The organism is Shimia ponticola (assembly GCF_007995215.1).
GTDB lineage: Bacteria > Pseudomonadota > Alphaproteobacteria > Rhodobacterales > Rhodobacteraceae > Shimia_B > Shimia_B ponticola.
In genome coordinates this window covers 634,680-651,359 of sequence record NZ_VCDK01000005.1, presented here as the reverse complement: position 1 = coordinate 651,359, position 16,680 = coordinate 634,680, and the positions used below count along the sequence as shown (strand labels likewise).

The 16,680-nt window shown below is 59.8% G+C and carries 17 protein-coding genes; 8 read left to right on the top strand and 9 right to left on the bottom strand.

What is annotated here, in order from left to right:
* Nucleotides 1-107 precede the first annotated feature (107 nt).
* Entirely contained in the window at nt 108-2,150 is a 2,043-nt protein-coding gene (locus FE702_RS13335; protein WP_147126791.1) for a lytic transglycosylase domain-containing protein, read from the top strand.
* Between the two features lie 52 nt (nt 2,151-2,202).
* On the opposite strand, the gene FE702_RS13330 is transcribed toward FE702_RS13335, so the two are convergent.
* Nucleotides 2,203-3,102: a DMT family transporter gene (locus FE702_RS13330; protein ID WP_147126790.1), complete on the bottom strand. Its 900-nt coding sequence runs from the start codon at nt 3,100-3,102 to the stop codon at nt 2,203-2,205.
* Nucleotides 3,089-3,781 (bottom strand): tRNA (5-methylaminomethyl-2-thiouridine)(34)-methyltransferase MnmC2, encoded by a 693-nt coding sequence (gene mnmC2 / locus FE702_RS13325; protein WP_147126789.1) that lies wholly within the window; start codon nt 3,779-3,781, stop codon nt 3,089-3,091. Before mnmC2 ends, FE702_RS13330 begins: the two co-directional genes overlap by 14 nt.
* A gap of 73 nt (nt 3,782-3,854) precedes the next feature.
* Here mnmC2 and FE702_RS13320 point away from each other — a divergent pair, with 73 nt between their 5' ends.
* The gene (locus FE702_RS13320) at nt 3,855-4,901 is read left to right on the top strand and encodes an NAD(P)/FAD-dependent oxidoreductase (protein ID WP_147126788.1); all 1,047 of its coding nucleotides are present in this window, start codon (nt 3,855-3,857) and stop codon (nt 4,899-4,901) included.
* On the opposite strand, the gene FE702_RS13315 is transcribed toward FE702_RS13320, so the two are convergent.
* Nucleotides 4,902-5,780, bottom strand: coding sequence for a LysR substrate-binding domain-containing protein (locus tag FE702_RS13315; protein WP_147126787.1), 879 nt, complete (start codon nt 5,778-5,780; stop codon nt 4,902-4,904).
* 110 nt (nt 5,781-5,890) lie between these two features.
* Here FE702_RS13315 and FE702_RS13310 point away from each other — a divergent pair, with 110 nt between their 5' ends.
* Nucleotides 5,891-6,115, top strand: a complete 225-nt coding sequence (locus tag FE702_RS13310) for a hypothetical protein (RefSeq protein ID WP_147126786.1) — start codon at nt 5,891-5,893, stop codon at nt 6,113-6,115.
* Nucleotides 6,116-6,228: 113 nt separating this feature from the next.
* Nucleotides 6,229-6,708 (top strand): SsrA-binding protein SmpB, encoded by a 480-nt coding sequence (gene smpB, locus FE702_RS13305; protein WP_147126785.1) that lies wholly within the window; start codon nt 6,229-6,231, stop codon nt 6,706-6,708.
* Nucleotides 6,709-6,711: 3 nt separating this feature from the next.
* On the opposite strand, the gene FE702_RS13300 is transcribed toward smpB, so the two are convergent.
* Nucleotides 6,712-7,056 carry a VOC family protein gene (locus FE702_RS13300; protein ID WP_147126784.1) on the bottom strand — a complete coding sequence of 115 codons (345 nt, stop codon included), beginning with the start codon at nt 7,054-7,056 and terminating at the stop codon, nt 6,712-6,714.
* 178 nt (nt 7,057-7,234) lie between these two features.
* Here FE702_RS13300 and FE702_RS13295 point away from each other — a divergent pair, with 178 nt between their 5' ends.
* From FE702_RS13295 to FE702_RS13285, 3 genes are all read left to right on the top strand, one after another.
* The gene (locus tag FE702_RS13295; RefSeq protein ID WP_147126783.1) at nt 7,235-7,510 is read left to right on the top strand and encodes a hypothetical protein; all 276 of its coding nucleotides are present in this window, start codon (nt 7,235-7,237) and stop codon (nt 7,508-7,510) included.
* A 146-nt stretch (nt 7,511-7,656) separates the two neighbouring features.
* Nucleotides 7,657-8,514 carry a 3-mercaptopyruvate sulfurtransferase gene (gene sseA, locus FE702_RS13290; RefSeq protein WP_147126782.1) on the top strand — a complete coding sequence of 286 codons (858 nt, stop codon included), beginning with the start codon at nt 7,657-7,659 and terminating at the stop codon, nt 8,512-8,514.
* Nucleotides 8,514-9,692 (top strand): amino acid aminotransferase, encoded by a 1,179-nt coding sequence (locus tag FE702_RS13285; protein WP_147126781.1) that lies wholly within the window; start codon nt 8,514-8,516, stop codon nt 9,690-9,692. Before sseA ends, FE702_RS13285 begins: the two co-directional genes overlap by 1 nt.
* A 187-nt stretch (nt 9,693-9,879) precedes the next feature.
* Here the strand turns inward: FE702_RS13285 and FE702_RS13280 are convergent, their stop codons facing one another.
* From FE702_RS13280 to FE702_RS13270, 3 genes are all read right to left on the bottom strand, one after another.
* The gene (locus tag FE702_RS13280; RefSeq protein ID WP_147126780.1) at nt 9,880-11,016 is read right to left on the bottom strand and encodes an aromatic ring-hydroxylating oxygenase subunit alpha; all 1,137 of its coding nucleotides are present in this window, start codon (nt 11,014-11,016) and stop codon (nt 9,880-9,882) included.
* Between the two features lie 115 nt (nt 11,017-11,131).
* Nucleotides 11,132-12,445, bottom strand: coding sequence for an ammonium transporter (locus FE702_RS13275; RefSeq protein WP_147126779.1), 1,314 nt, complete (start codon nt 12,443-12,445; stop codon nt 11,132-11,134).
* Between the two features lie 28 nt (nt 12,446-12,473).
* Entirely contained in the window at nt 12,474-12,812 is a 339-nt protein-coding gene (locus FE702_RS13270; RefSeq protein ID WP_147126778.1) for a P-II family nitrogen regulator, read from the bottom strand.
* A 266-nt stretch (nt 12,813-13,078) separates the two neighbouring features.
* On the opposite strand from FE702_RS13270, the gene FE702_RS13265 reads away from it, so the two are divergent.
* Nucleotides 13,079-15,259, top strand: a complete 2,181-nt coding sequence (locus FE702_RS13265; protein WP_147126777.1) for a transglycosylase domain-containing protein — start codon at nt 13,079-13,081, stop codon at nt 15,257-15,259.
* Between the two features lie 33 nt (nt 15,260-15,292).
* On the opposite strand, the gene FE702_RS13260 is transcribed toward FE702_RS13265, so the two are convergent.
* The gene (locus tag FE702_RS13260) at nt 15,293-15,904 is read right to left on the bottom strand and encodes an MlaC/ttg2D family ABC transporter substrate-binding protein (protein ID WP_346722164.1); all 612 of its coding nucleotides are present in this window, start codon (nt 15,902-15,904) and stop codon (nt 15,293-15,295) included.
* Nucleotides 15,882-16,649, bottom strand: a complete 768-nt coding sequence (locus FE702_RS13255; RefSeq protein ID WP_147126776.1) for an MlaA family lipoprotein — start codon at nt 16,647-16,649, stop codon at nt 15,882-15,884. Before FE702_RS13255 ends, FE702_RS13260 begins: the two co-directional genes overlap by 23 nt.
* Between the last annotated feature and the right edge of the window lie 31 nt (nt 16,650-16,680).

Here is a 16,680-nt window from a genome sequence, read left to right as displayed (position 1 = left end):
GCGGACCCTAGTGGCGGTTTTCGAAAATGCCAAGTTTGTCAGTTGCACTATCGGCGCGAAAGCCACACCTTTCTTTGCTAAGAGCAGAAAAACAGTTTGGGGGCGCAATGCGCCAAATCGCGTTCACGGCTTTGGCCCTGACATTGTCATTATGGGCATCGCTTGGCTCGGCCAACGGGTCGGTGCGCGCGCTAGAGCAAGCCATGGACGCAGTTCGCGCCAAGGATTGGGATGCTGCGCGCACGCTTGCTGCATCGGCAGGTCCAGTGGGACGCGACATTATCGAATGGCACACGCTTCGTGCTGGTGAGGGCAGCTTTGAGCGTTCGCAGGCCTTCGTCTCCCGCAGGGGCGACTGGCCTGGACTTCCCTATCTGGTGTCACAGTCAGAGGACACAATCCCGCAATCTGCCGATACTGCCGATGTCCTGACATTCTTTGGCGCGCAAAAACCACGCCATGGCACTGGGTCATTAAGGCTTGCCGCAGCGTTGCGTGCCAGTGGCCAATCAGATGCGGCGCGGGCGGAAATTGTGCGCGCGTGGACGTCACTTAGCCTTTCGGTCCCAGAGGAAGCCGCCTTCATGGCCACCCATGGATCGGCGCTTGCCCGTCATCACTGGGAACGCGCCGACATGCTCATGTGGCGTGGCTTGACCGCTGAAGCCAAGCGGATGTTGCCGCGGCTGTCAGATGACGACCGCACGTTGGCAGAGGCGCGTATCGCGCTGCGCGATGGAACAGACGGGATCGACGCCTTCATAGACGCCGTTCCGGCAAGCCGCGCAGGCGACCCCGGTTTGGCCTATGAGCGGTTTTTGTGGCGTGCCAACCGTGGCCGAACCTTGGGCGCGATTGAAGTGATGGAAGGTCAGAGGAACCTCGGCGAGCCAGAGCGCTGGGGCAATCTGCGCCGCCGCTATGCCCGCCAATTGATGCGCGACGGACAAGATCGCCGCGCCTATCGTCTGGCCGCCAACCATGGATTGAGCGAAGGACGCCATTTTGCCGATCTTGAATGGCTGGCGGGCTACATCGCGCTGCGCAAATTGCGGGATGCCGACACGGCCCTGCGCCATTTCGAACGGTTCGAGGCCGCCGTGGACACCCCGATCTCTCTTGCTCGTGCCGCCTATTGGCAAGGTCGCGCGCATGAGCAGGTCGGCAACACCGCTTGGGCGCGCGAGGATTATCTGCGCGGGGCAGATCATCAAACCGCTTTCTACGGCCTACTTTCCGCCGAGCGCGCCGACGTGCCGATGGACCCCAAACTCACAGGGCGTGAGACATTTCCTGATTGGCGGACTGCTGCGTTTACGCAATCCACGGTGTTTGAGGCCGCGATGCTGCTTCTTGCAGCGGGTGAATTGTCCTTGGCCGAGCGGTTTCTGACCCATCTCGCAGAAAGCCTTGATCGCACTCAGATCGGCCAAATGGCGGCCATGGTGCAGCAGATGAACCAACCGCATCTCGAAGTGATGATCGCCAAACGGGGCGTGCAATATGGCCATGTGATCGAAGGCCCGTATTACGCGCTGCACCCGCTTGCGGCGAATAGCGGCTCGGTCCCGCCTGAATTGGCGCTGGCCATCGCCCGGCGCGAGAGCGAATTTGACCCGGCGGTGACCTCTGGTGTCGGCGCGCGCGGCCTGATGCAATTGATGCCTGCAACCGCGCAGGAGATGGCGGGCGACGTCGGCGAACCATTCTCGAACGGTCGGCTTCTGACGGACGGAGACTACAATGCGCGGCTAGGTACAGCCTATCTGCGAGAGTTGATCGCCCAATTCGGGCAAAGCCCGGTTCAGATTTCCGTGGCCTATAATGCAGGGCCGAGCCGTGCGGTGTCGTGGGTCAATGACCGGGGAAACCCACGTGACCCACGGGTCGATATCGTTGACTGGATCGAACACATCCCCTTCCGGGAAACCCGCAACTACGTCATGCGCGTGACCGAAAGCCTTCCGATCTATCGCGCCCGGCTGTCCGGTCGGGTGGAACCCATCCGCTTTACACAGGAACTTCGCGGCAACGCCCCCACGGCCGCCGATAGTGCCGCCTATCAGGCCGGATTGAACGCAGGTCCTCCAGAGAGCCCGTGGGCCCCACTTAGTATGCCTGTGGAATTGCGACCACGGGTGAGGCCGTGATGATCGCAGCCCCGGACTTGATCCGGGGCCTCATTAAACAACAGGACCCGGATCAAGTCCGGGACTGCGTTTCGCTAACTGCCTCTTGCCTAGCCTTCTTCTGTTCGCGCCAGATTGCGAACACACCCGCCGCGATGATAATCACCACGCCCAGCGCGACGTTCCAGGTGACCTGTTCTCCAAAGAGGCTCACCCCGATCGTCGAGGCAAAGACAAACTGAAGATAGGCAAATGGCTGCACCGCCCCGGCTTCGGCCACTTCATAGCATTTGATCAAAAGCCAGTGCCCCGTCGCGCCCGTGACACAAAGCGCCCCCATCCAGACCCAGTCCGGCCCTGTCATCGGCTCCCAGAACCAGATGCCGACGAGAGTCATGGCCACCGCACCGACCGTGCCGGTCCAGAAGAAAGATGTCTCGGTCGTGTCCTTCCGTGCCGCATAACGGGTCAGTAGGCCGTAGACCGCAAACATCGTCGCGGACGTCAGTGGCACAAGGGCATAGGGTGAGAACGCAGCGACGCCCGGCTGCAGGATGATCAGCACACCCACAAAGCCAAGCGCAATCGCAGCCCAACGGTAGGGACCGACCTTTTCCCCCAAGATCGGGCCTGACAGCGCAGCCACAAGAAGCGGATAGAACGTGAAAATCGCGTGACTCTCGGTCAGGCCGAGCAGAATAAACGCCACCACCATCACACAGATTTCTGCCGCCAACAGCAACCCGCGTCCGATCTGCAAAAGCGGCTGCGACGTGCGCGCCACCCGACGGACACCGCCTGCATTGCGCGCGGACATGGCAATCACAAAGGCCGCGAAAAACCAGTAGCGGATCATCACGACCATCAGGACGTTGTAGCTATCGGCAAGGTGGCGACTGATCCCATCCTGCACGGCGAAGACAAAAGTCGTCGCCACCATCAGCAGGATGCCAAGCCGGTTATTCGTCAGCATCGGCGCCTCCTATGACGGCACGTGTCATGTGCCGCTTGCGCCCAAATCCCGGCACACGGGAGACGGTGAAACCAGCATCTTCCAGCCCCCGCCGCACAAAGCCCGCGGCCGTATATGTGGCCGCTGTGCCTCCGGGTGCCGTGGCCTGACCGACAGCAGCCATCAGCGCTTCGTTCCACAGCTCGGGGTTCTTTGCAGGAGAAAAGCCGTCGAGAAACCAGGCATCCGCGATCTCGGTCCAAGCAGGCAGCATCTCGCGCGCGTCACCTTTAACCAATTCAAATCTGAGCCACGGCAGTTCGATCTGCAGCGCACCCCCTGTCCAATAGGGAGCAAGATCAAGGGCGATTTCAGCGACCTCTGGAAACGCAGCCTGCGCCTTGATCATGTCGTCCGGTGACAGCGGATAGGCCTCGAAACTGGTGAAGCGAAGCTGGCCCGCGCAGCCTGCGTCCCGCCAAGCTTGAGCAGCGGCAAGCAGGTTCAAGCCGGTGCCAAAGCCAAGTTCGGCGATGTGAAATCCGTCGTGAAAACGCGATGGCAGGTCATTGCCAGTCAGAAACACATGTCGCGTTTCGGCTAATCCGTTATCCAACGAATAATATGGATCATCAAAGCGCAAAGAGACCGGCACATCGCCGTCCCGCCATTCCAGTCCTGACTGTTCACTCTGGTCCATAGGCCCGTGTCCCGCTAAGTCGCTGATTGGACTTAACGTCAAAGCCTTCAGCGGCGACAGGACAAAATCGATTATGGCAGCAGCGCAAAAGGATATCACCGTTCTGGGTGCAGGTATCTTCGGCCTGTCCTGCGCCTATGCCTGTGCCAAACGGGGTGCCAGCGTGCGCGTCATCGACCCGGCTGGACCGGGCGGCGGCGCGTCGGGGGGCATTGTCGGCGCTCTGGCACCGCATACGCCCGAAAATTGGAACCCAAAGAAACAGTTTCAGTTCGACAGCCTGATTCAGTCTCGAAGCTTCTGGCCTGACATTGCGGAACGCTCGCGCTGTGAAACCGGCTATCGGCGGACTGGACGGCTTCAGCCCATAGCTGATGACCACGCGCTGGACCTCGCAGAGGCGCGCGCAGAGCAAGCGCGAGAGCTTTGGCAAGGTCAGGCTGATTGGCGCGTCACCCGCGACCAAGACGGCCCTTGGGTGCCGCCTTCCCCCACCGGTGCTTGGATCTACGACACGCTCAGTGCGCATATTCATCCCAGGCTGGCGATCTTCGCGCTGGCGCAAGCCCTCAAGGGCATGGGTGTCGAAATCACCGAAGACGGCAGCAAACAAGGCCGCACTATCGACGCGACCGGCGCGGCGGGATTAGGGGCGTTGACCGAACGGCGTGGGCGGCTCGTTGGCGCCGGGATCAAAGGTCAGGCCATCCTCTTGGCCCATGACGCAGGCCCGGACGCACCGCAAATCTTTGCAGATACCTTGCATATCATGCCCCACGTGAACGGGACCGTCGCGGTTGGCTCTACGACCGAGCGTGAGTTCACGTCGCCCACAGCCACCGACGCCCAGCTCGACACCGTCTTGACCCGCGCAGAAGCTGTTCTGCCTGCGCTTAAGGGTGCAAAGGTACTAGACCGCTGGGCGGGTCTGCGTCCGCGCGCCCGCTCACGCGCGCCGATGCTTGGGCCGGACCCGGACATCCCCAACCGCTATATCGCCAATGGCGGGTTCAAGATCGGCTTTGGCATGGCCCCGAAGGTGGGTGAGGTCATAGCGGACCTCGTGCTGGACGACCGCGATACAATCCCCAAAGGGTTTCACGTCACCGATAACTGGTGATCAAGCGGCCATCATTTCACCTGCAAAGGCCGCGCGCAGATGATCTGCAGCCGCGGCCGCCTGACACGGCAGATCATCGCGCAGGATCATTCCCAACTCGTAATGCGGCAAATCCGGCAAGCCATAAGAGGCCGGGATCTGCACAACACAACCGCCCAGCGCGCTTTTCGGGATCGGAGCGACGGCCAGATCAGCCATGATCGCCGCCTTCTGCCCCGACAAATGCCCGGACTCGAGCGCGATCCGATAAGGGCGACCGGATTTCTCAAGCCCCTCCAGCCCCGCCTTCCGCCATGCGCAGGTTTCGTCCCAGACGGATACGGGCATCGGCACCTTTTCGTGGGCGATCCCGCCTTTGCAACCCGCCCACACCAGCGGTTCGGACCAGAGCACCTCGCACGGGCGCTCATCTTTCTGCGATGGCAGACGCGAAATCAGCGCAATATCCAGCCGCCGCTCTGCAATCATCTGCCGCATCGGTTCTGTGTTCACGACAACTGCGTTCACGTTCACGCCCGGATGGGTTCGCGCAAAACGGCTCAGCACCTCTGGCAGATAGCGCTCTGCAACATCGTCATGGATACCCAGACGCACGACGCCCTGCAGGTGCTGCTGATGAAACTGAGCCATGAGGTCCTGATTCATCGCGAGCATCCGTCGGGCATGGGTCAGCACGCGCTCTCCGTCCTCGGTCAGGGTCACGGACCGGCTGTCACGGACAAAGAGCGGGCGTTCGAGGATTTCTTCCATCTTTTTGACCTGCATCGACACAGCAGACGGTGTGCGAAAGACGGAATGGGCTGCTGCCGAGAAATTGCCAGTCTCGGCAATCGCGACGAACGTGCGCAACAGATCAAGGTCAAGCAATGGGGCAGACATGGTTGTTTCACCGCTTTCAGATTTTCTGAAAGATAGGATAAGTCCTTTTCGTTTTTCTGACAACACCTGCATCGCTATCTGTAGGTCATCAGCCAGAAAGGAGGCCCACGATGGCCGACATGACCACCATAGCACCCGCACATCTGATTCCGTCTCTCTGGGACCGTGCACTTGGCGTTTGGGCATATCTGAGCGCTTCTTTGACAGGCACGACACATCCCGTCTCAGATCACCTTGCGCGCGACGCGGGTCTTCAAAAGGCACAGGAACTCAGCCCGTTGTCGCAAGACGCCGCGACAGCTCTGCATCTGATGTCGCTGGGTCAGTGGTATTAGGCTGCTTTCCCTGTGACAGCTTGATCACCACTTTGGGCAAGGTCCGCTCAATCACGTGACGGGCCTTGCCCGCCCCCTTGCCCCCGCGGGGCCACGCGCCCTATATCCACGCGATGGCCAAGCAAAAGACCCCAGAAGAAAAGAACTACAAGGTGATCGCCGAAAATCGGCGTGCGCGCTATGACTATGCCATCGACGAAGACCTTGAGGTTGGCATTGTCCTACAGGGGTCCGAGGTGAAATCGCTGCGTGTAGGCCAGTCCAACATCGCCGAAAGCTATGCAGAGGTGAAGGATGGCGAGCTATGGTTGGTGAACAGCTATATCGCCCCCTACGCGCAAGCCAAGATGTTCCCGCATGAGGAACGCCGCCGTCGCAAGATGCTTGTGTCCAAACGCGAGTTGGCCCGGCTTTGGAACGCCACTCAACGACAAGGCATGACGCTTGTCCCGCTGGTCATGTATTTCAACCACAAAGGTCTGGTGAAGCTGAAGGTCGGCATCGCCAAGGGGAAGAAGAACGTCGACAAACGCCAGACCGAGGCCAAGCGCGACTGGAATCGTCAAAAGCAGCGGCTGTTGCGCAACGGCTGATCTTTACAGGTCATGGTGAAAATGCAGGACGGTCCTGTAGGGATCGGCCACCGTAAACTGGCGCAAGCCCCAAGGTGTGTTCTGCAAAGGCATCGTGATCGTGGCATCGGTGCGCAGCAGCGCCGCATAAAAGGCATCCACATCTTCAACAAACACCCACAGCACGGGAGCGGTTAGAGCCTCTGCGCAACCCCTGAAAAAGAGGGTACAGCCGCCGTGGTTCACCGCGCCGATATTTCCCGCCTGGTTGAACCAACCGATCTCGAAGCCAAGAGTATCGCGATACCATTCTTGGGCTTCTTGGACGTCCGGGACAGGGCGTTCGGGGACTGCCTGAGAAAGGATCATAGTCAAAGTCACCCGCTGTTGCGCATTCGTTCAGAACACTGGGGGGGAAACACCGCCCGAAATGCCCATGCCCAATCAATGCGAATCGCAGCTATCGTGCAAGCCGACTGCGAGATGGGTCGCTTGCGGCGGACAAAGACTGACGACCCGCTGAATAAAAAGGGGAGGGAAAACCACAATGGAACTCTTGATCGGACTGATTTCCGGCGCTGTTGGCGGCAACGTGACAGGCGCGGCATTGAAGAACCTCAATCAGGGCACGTTGATCAACTCGATCGCCGGGATCGTTGGCGGTGGTCTGGGTGGCTCGATCCTTGCGCAACTGGGCGCTGGTGATCTGGCTTCTGGCGGCATGGACCTTGGCGGGATCATCGGTCAGGTGGCCGGCGGCGGCGTCGGTGGTGGCGTTGTGCTGGCTATCGTCGGCGCGGTCCGTAATATGATGGCCAAGTAACTCGACCGAATCGGACGAATTGCTGAACATGGGCGGGCGCTGCTGGTCGGGCAGCGCCCGTTTTCCTTTTTCTGGGGTCCACCAGCATTTCTTGCCGTTTTGGTGACATCAGAGTATGCGGGGCGGCATTCGATCCGAGGACTCCCATGCGCGATGATAACCCACAGCAACTGGTGTCGACCCTTTGGCTGGCAGACCACCTGAAAGACCCCGATCTGCGGGTTCTTGATGCGTCGATGTATCTGCCGACATCTGACCGCGACGCGAAAGCCGAGTATGACGCAAGCCATATTCCCGGCGCGCGTTTCTTTGACATCGACGAGATTTCGGATCACCGCAGCGACTTGCCACATATGGCGCCGCCGGTGGAAAAATTCATGAGCCGCATGCGCTCCATGGGCGTTGGCGATGGTCATCAGGTCGTTGTCTATGACGGCGCCGGTCTGTTTTCCGCAGCGCGCGTATGGTGGCTCTTTAAGTTGATGGGCAAAAAGGATGTTGCTGTTCTGGATGGCGGGTTCCCGAAATGGGTCGCCGAGGCGCACCCGACCGAGGACATGCCGCCGCTGATCCGGGATCGCCACCTGACGGCAAGCAAGCAGAACACCCTTGTCCGCGACGTGACGCAAGTCGCACATGCCGCCAAGCTGCGTGACCACGAGATTATTGATGCACGCGCGCCTGCGCGCTTCCGCGGCGAAGCACCAGAACCCCGCGAAGGTCTGCGCGCCGGGCACATCCCGGGATCAAAGAACGTGCATTACGAAACCTTGCTGAACAGTGATGGAACGATGAAGGCGCCGGACGAATTGCGCAGCGTTTTCGAGGCAGCTGGCGTCGACCTGTCCAAGCCCGCCATCACGACCTGCGGCTCAGGCGTCACAGCTGCGATCCTGTCGCTTGCGCTGGAACGCATTGGCAAGACTGACCATTCGCTCTACGACGGCTCCTGGGCCGAATGGGGCCAATTTCCAACCCTTAACGTCGCGACCGGAGACGACTGATGTTTGATGCGCTGACCGCACAACCCGCCGACAAAATTCTTGCGCTTATGGCTGCCTACAAGGCGGACACGCGCACGACCAAGATCGACCTTGGCGTGGGTGTCTACAAGAATGCCGAAGGCACGACACCGGTCATGCGCGCCGTCAAGGCGGCCGAGAAGAAGCTGTGGGAAACCGAAGAGACCAAAAGCTACACTGGCCTTGCAGGTGATCCCGGTTTTCAGGATGCGATGATCGGACTGGTTCTTGGGGACAGCGTCCCGCGTGACACCATCGCGGCAGCCGCAACGCCCGGTGGCACTGGCGCGATCCGTCAGGCGTTCGAGCTGATCAAGATGGCCAAGCCTGACGCGACCGTTTGGCTGTCCGCGCCAACGTGGCCCAACCATCCGTCGATCCTGAAATATCTGGGGATGCCGATGGCGGAGTATCGCTATTTCGACTCTGAGACCTGCGCCGTGGATTTCAACGGTATGGTCGAAGACCTCAAAACCGTGAAAGCGGGCGATGTCGTCTTGCTGCATGGGTGCTGTCACAATCCGACGGGCGCCAACATCCGCCCCGACGACTGGGACACCGTGATCGAGATCCTGAACGACCGTGGCGCGATCCCCATGATCGACATCGCGTATCAGGGCTTTGGTGACGGGCTGGAAGCCGATGGCGCTGGCGTGCGCAAAGTCGCCGCCTCCTGCCCGGAAGTGATTGTTGCCGCGTCCTGCTCCAAGAACTTTGGCATCTATCGCGAACGCACAGGCATCCTGATGGCGATCAGCAAGGAGGGTGATAAAGGGCTGATGCAGTCGACGCTGGCATTCCTGAACCGCCAGAACTTTTCGTTCCCGCCGGATCACGGCGCGCGGCTTGTGACCATGATCCTGAACGACGCGGACTTGCGTGCAGATTGGGAAGCCGAACTGGAAGAGGTGCGCGGCGGGATGCTGGAACTGCGTCAATTGCTGGCCGACTGCCTACGGCAGGAAACCGGGTCGGACCGTTTCGGCTTTGTGGCAGACCACCGGGGCATGTTTTCACGCCTTGGGATCAGCCCGGAACAGGTCGAAAAGCTACGCGAAGACCACGCGGTCTACATGGTCGGTGACAGCCGGATCAACATTGCGGGCCTGAACAAAGAGACGGTGCCGGTGCTGGCGAAAGCGGTCGCGAGCGTCCTTTGAATTAGACACCTCAGCGCGGAACAAGGGGCTTTAGCCCCGCCGCGCCATCGACGGGCCGCCCCCACGGCCCGGCGATTTGCTAGCAAAAGCGCGCTAGGAACGTGCTGAGCTATCATATCAGCCATAAATCAATCAGAATTCAGGTCGGTTCGCCGTGCCGCGGCCCATCGCCGGCACGGCTAATAGACTACCGTTGCACCCTGTCATTGATCCAGGTCGCAAAGTCATAGAGCGGACGTTCCAGATGGCTGAGGTGGCCCGGCGTGGCCATGGGTGAACACAAGCCGCGATAGACGGCTTCGGTGCATCCCCGGTCCTCGTCATTGACCCGATCCAGCAACTCCTTGAGTTGCGCGAAATGCTCCTGCGCCTTGGGATCGTTGACATAGTCAGGTGAAAGCCCCCCGCCATAGATGATCTTCACGTGATCCGGCCCATCCGGCAAAAGCGACAGATACCAGAAATACCCAGGTGTCAGAGTCACCAGCAGGCTGGGGTAAACAGTAAACAGCACGGTCGTCCGGCGCAGATCACCTGTCAAACTGGTGTTAGTCGGATGCGCGTTGGTCAGAGGTGCATCAGGGTCCTTGAGAATTGAATGATAGTTCCAATTTGCGCCGCTGGGCGGGCAATCCATTTCCTCAAGATCGACAAACCCACCAATCGTACCGGCGTGACACACGGGCAGGTGGTAGCTCTCCATGAAGTTCTCAGCGAGCACCTTCCAGTTGGTGTTCCAATGATGGTGCTCCCGAAATGTCTGACGATAGGTTTCCATGCCAAAAGGCGCGATAAGTTCTTCCAGATCAGACAGGTTTTCGGACGGATCAGGGACATCGGGATTCAGGCTGACCAAAAGCCAGCCCAGCCATTCCGTGCAGCGTAATTGGGGCAGGCAGTTTTCCTTGCGATCAAACGCCGTGTTCCGGCCCATGGCTGGCGCGCCACGTAATTGCCCGTCCAACCCGTAAGTCCATGCATGGTAAGGGCAGACAATGGTGCTGGTGTTTCCTTCACCCTCGAGCATCGTCGACATGCGATGCAGGCACACGTTTGACTGGGCAGCAAGCGTACCATCTGCGCGCCGCACAACCATGATCGGCTGTCCGGCGATCTCCATCGTCGTGTAGTCGCCGGGATTGGCAAGCCCGTCAGAGCGTCCGACGCAGACCCATTCCCTGGCAAAGATCATGTCCATCTCGCGCTTCAGAAACAGCTCCGAGGTATAGACCGAGGGCGGCATTGTCCGCGCGCTCTCAAACGGAGCTGCAACGGTAGCAGCCAGTTCCTGAACCGGATTCGTATGTCTGGGAAGCTCTGTCATGGGCGGGATCATGGACAAAGCCGGCCTTGCCGTCAAAGTCCCTGATCTGCGCATGAAAAAACCCCGACATCACGCAATGCCGGGGTCAGTCTTGAAGGACCAATCGGAAGGAGGATTAGCCTTTCGAGAAATCAGGATAGGCGTCCATGCCCAGCTCGGAGCTGTCGAGACCGTTGATCTCGTCCTCTTCGCTGACGCGGATACCCATCACACCTTTCAGGATGATCCACACCACCAGTGCGACCACGAAGGTGAATACACCGTAGGCGATGATACCTGTGATCTGTGCGCCCCAGTTGCCTGTGTAGAAGGCAACCGCCAGCGTACCCCAGATACCTGCGAACAGGTGGACAGGGATGGCACCGACCACGTCATCGATTTTGAACTTGTCGAGCAGTGGCACAGTGAAGACCACGATCACACCACCCACAGCACCGGTCAGCAGCGAGCCGAAGAGCGATGGTGCCAGAGGTTCAGCGGTGATCGACACGAGGCCAGCCAGTGCGCCGTTCAGAACCATGGTCAGGTCGACTTTGCCGTACATGATCTGCGTCAGCAGCAGGGCAGCAACGGCACCCGAGGCAGCAGCCATGTTGGTGTTGGCAAAGATGCGGCCCACGTCGGTGATGTCGCCCACGGTGCCAGCCGCCAGCTGCGAACCACCGTTGAAGCCGAACCAACCGAGCCACAGGATGAACGTACCCAGAGTTGCCAGCGCAAGGTTCGAACCCAGCATAGGAGTGACTTTGCCGTCTGGACCATACTTGCCCTTACGAGCACCCAGCACGATCGCACCAGCCAGAGCAGCCCAGCCACCCACGGAGTGCACGATGGTCGAGCCCGCGAAGTCCGAGAAGCCCATTTCCGACAGCCAGCCGCCGCCCCACTGCCAGGAACCCGAGATTGGGTACATCAGGCCGGTCAGGATGACGACGAAGATCAGGAAAGGCCACAGCTTGATACGTTCAGCCAGCGCGCCCGAAACAATCGAGGCGGTTGCAGCAACGAACATCAGCTGGAAGAAGAAGTCCGACGCGACGGAGGCGTAGTCCAGCGATGCATCCGCAGCCGCAAGACCCACCGGCTCAAGCACGGTCGGGACAAAGTTGAAAGCGAAGTAGCCGTTAAAGTCGCCCGGGTACATCAGGTTGAAACCAACCAGCCAGTACATGATCGACGCGATCGAGAAGAGTGCGATGTTCTTGGTGAGCTGCATCGCCACGTTCTTGGAGCGCACGAGGCCCGCTTCGAGCATCGCAAAGCCCGCAGCCATCCAGAACACAAGGAAGCCGCCCACAAGGAACAGCAGGGTTGTCATGATATACGGGCCGATTTCGTCAAAGCCCGGCGCAGCTTCTTCCTGCGCAAAGCCCAGCGTCGGCAGCGCGGCAAGCACGGCAACGGCTGGGAGGAGTTTTGTCAGTTTCATAGCTCTTATGATCCCTTCAAGCAGCGCCTTAGAGCGCGTCGTCGTTGGTTTCGCCCGTGCGGACACGCAGCGCGCTTTCCACATCAAGGACAAAGATTTTGCCGTCGCCGATCTTCTCGGTCTTGGCGGTCTTGGCGATGGTATCGACGACTTGCTCGGCCATGGCGGCGGCGACGACGATTTCCAGTTTCACCTTCGGCACGAAATTCACGGCGTATTCCGCGCCGCGATAGATTTCGGTATGGCCCGATTGCGAGCCAAAGCCTTTGATTTCGGTAACCATCATTCCGCGAACGCCGAGGGCCGTGAGCGCTTCGCGCACTTCCTCGAGCTTGAACGGTTTGATGGCCGCAACGATCATTTTCACGTGTCTGTTCCCTTCCAAACGTGGCAGGCAGCCCCGGCGGGAGGTGCCGGGTACAAGGGGAAGGGTCGTTAAAGAGGGCCTGCCTTCAAGCAATCGGCGGTTTCTTGCGGGCCTGGACTCGACAGAAGTGCACAAAATTTGCACAAAAAGTACGCTTTGTTTAATTTTTAGGCGAATTACGATTTCAAAGTGGCTGATAAAACGGGCAGGACAGCCTCGTGGGAATCCGTTAGGACATCTTTAGAACGCCAAAGGCGCACGATGACATGAGCAGAAAACCATCCTCGTCTTCCTCTGGGACGCGGCGGCCCCTTGTGGCCGACAAGCGCTATCCCGCGACCGGAAAACCCAAACGCAAGCCCGCTGCCACGCCCCGACCTGCGGCCAAGCGGAAACGCGCACCAGCGCGCAAACGTCGGTCTGGTCTGCTCGGATGGCTGCTGGCCCTTCCGCGCGCGATCCTGCGTTTGATCTGGGCGTTCCTATGGCGTGGCACGGTCGTCGGCGTTGTTCTCGTCGGTGGCGCGGCCTTCTATGTTGCTGCAACGCTGCCGCCCGCCGCTGATCAGGTGGATGGGCGCGCGCGCGGCTCGGTCACAATGCTTGACCGTTATGGCGACGTCTATGCGTGGCGCGGCGATCAGTTCGGCGGGATGATCACCACGGATATGGTGTCAGAGCATATCGTGAACGCCGTTGTTGCAACCGAGGATAAGCGGTTCTGGAATCATTTGGGCCTCTCGCCGCGCGGCGTGGCCAGCGCCGTCCGCATCAACCTGAGGGAAGGGCGCGGCCCCTTGTCAGGCCATGGCGGCTCGACGCTGACCCAGCAAACCGCGAAGCTGTTGTGCCTTGGCACCCCGTACGATCCAGAAAAATGGGACAGCGAAGCTGCCTACGAATCCGATTGCCGCCAGACAACGGTGTGGCGCAAGGCACGCGAGGCGATCTTCGCCTTGGGTATGGAAATCAAATACACCAAGGAAGAAATCCTTTCGATTTACCTGAACCGCGCGTTCCTTGGCGCTGGCGCGCGCGGGTTCGAGGCCGCGATGGGGCGCTATTTCGGCAAGCCAGCCTCTGAAGCCACCATTCAAGAGGCGGCGGTTCTCGCCGGTCTGCTTGTTGCCCCGACACGCTATGCACCGACCAATAACCTTGCACGCAGCAATGAACGCGCGGCAACGGTCATCCGTCTGATGAACGAGCAAGGCTATATTACGGACGCCCAAGCGCGGGATGCGTGGGACAACCCCGCTACGCTCAGCGCGGCGGCAGAGCGCGCCACCGGCGGGTATTTTGCCGATTGGGTATTGTCCGAACTGAACTCCAAGAACTTGCCCTTCGGCGATCGCGCGGACATGGTTCTGACCACCACATTGGATCAGCGCATTCAGGCCGCTGCGGAAGAGGCGATGGCCTTTATCTTTGAAACCAAGGTGTCGCCTACATCTGTGGCCGAAGCCGCCATCGTGGTGATGAGCGCGGACGGCGCGGTGCGTGCAATGGTCGGGGGACGTGATACCAAGGTGGCCGGTGCCTTTAACCGTGCGACCATGGCCAAACGTCAAACCGGATCGACCTTTAAACCCTTTGTCTACGCAACGGCGATGGAGTTGGGCTACAATCCCAATGACACGGTCATCGATGAACCAGTTACCTTCAATGTGCCGGGGTCTGGGGCTTACACGCCGCGCAATTTCAACAATGATTATGCGGGCCGTGTCACACTGACCGAGGCCTTGGCGCAATCGCTGAACATCCCCGCCGTGAAGATTTCCGAAGGGCTCGGACGCGATCTGGTGACGCGGGTCGCAGAGGATTTTGGCATCGAATCCGACCTTGCCAATGGGCCTGCGCTTGCTCTTGGCGCATCTGAAAGCACACTGCTTGAGATGACCGGAGCCTTCGCGGGCATCTTGAACGGCGGATCGTCTGTCGAGCCTTACGGTCTCAACGAAATCCGCTTTCAAGGTCAGGACAGCCTGTTGGCCGGACGCACCGGCGGCATCGGAGAGCGCGTGATCAGCGAAGAGGCCGCTGGCAAGCTGATCTACATGATGTCGCAAGTCGTCGAAAACGGCACCGGACGCCGCGCCCGCATCGACGGGTTTCAGATCGCCGGAAAAACCGGCACGACGCAGGCTGCACGTGATGCTTGGTTCATCGGCTTTACCTCGGATTATGTGGTCGGTGTCTGGATGGGCAATGACGACAACACGCCGTTGCGCGGGGTCCTTGGTTCCGGCTTGCCTGCGGATATCTGGCGCGAGACGGTCGCGCGCGTTCACGGGTCCGTCCCGCCTGCTCCGCTTCCGATGCTGCGTCCTGCGGCACGGCAACAGCCAGCCCCACAAGCGCGCGCACCTCAGCCTCAACCGCGCTCACAGGCGGATGGAGATGGGTTTATCAGAGGATTGTTGCAATCGCTTCTTGGCGGCGGCTGATGGGCCGCCCCAAGCCCGTATGCCTCAGCACATTTAGCCGAGGCGTTTGAGGTCGTTGATCAGGCCGGACACCTGTCCGCCATTCCGATCAAGCAGCGCACCAATTTCGACACGCTCGGAGGCGAGCACATTGACGCCTTCGATGTACATATTGACGAAACGGCGTTCACCACCGCGTTCGGCCACAACAAAGGTCAGCGCAAAGGGGTTCTCTCCGCGCAGAAACGCCACCGTGTCCACTTCGAAGAAGCGACCCGCGGGGCGCGCGCCTTGCACCTCGATCCGTCCGCCGATGAATTCGCGGAAACGCTTGCCGTATTTGCGGCTCATGTAATCCGCAAACGCATCGACATAGGCGCTGCGTTCCGAGTTCGACAACTCACGTGATTTTGGGCCCAGCGCCGACTGCGCGATGAACGGAACATTGCCGTAGCGCCCAAAGATACCTTTGAAGTCGCGGATCATGGCGCCTTCGGATTTGCCGGAAGCGATCACACGGTTCACGTCATTCACCAGACCATTTACCAGCGATCGCGCCTGCGCATCGGTCAGGGCCAAGACTGGCGTTGCCAGAACGGCCAATGAGGCACCGAGACCGCCAAGGACGGTCCGCCGGGACAGGTTATTCAAAATAGGAGTCATCATACAAATCCTCTTCACCCGCTGCTGTCGCGGTCGTCGCCGCCTGTCCCAGTTCGAACCGGCGGTTTTGCACCGACAGAAGGCGCAACTGTGCATAGCTATCGGCGCTGTCATAGAGGATGGAATCCACCGTCTCACCGAACTCGTAACGTTGATCAAGAACACCACCAACCTTGGCAGCGGTGACGTATCCCTTTTCCGGGTACCTCACTACAAAACTGACGGGATCGGTAAACATGTCGACAAATGTACCGGCAAGGTCCCGCTCGTTTGTGGGCCCAAGGAAGGCCACTTCCAGATATGCACCCTCTTGCACGCCCCACACATGCAGGGTTTCGCCAAAGTCGGTATCATCCTCGGCAAAGCCAATCGCACTGGCGACGTCAAACAGGCCAAAGACCCCTGCCGTCGTGTTCACGAGGAACCGCAGGGAATGTTCAACCGCATCCGGCAGATTTCCCTGAAGCGTGTAATTGAGCACGTTCTGCGGCTCGCCGAGGTTATCGGCAAAGTTTTGAACGCCCTGATCAATCGGATCAGGCACCAATGCCCCATAGACATTGCCCGCAGGCCGCAGCGCTCCCCGGTCGATCTTTTTATTGAACGCATGCGCCTCACGGTTTGACGCTTCATAAGGGTCGTGGATATCCACCCCTTCGGGCGTCGCGGCGCACCCCGCCACGGCAACGACAGCCATGACGGCAGCCGCGCGCTTGGCCACGGTCAAAAGTTCAGAGGAGGTGGGCATCAAAAGTCTCGATTGTGGTCTTGAGAAAACG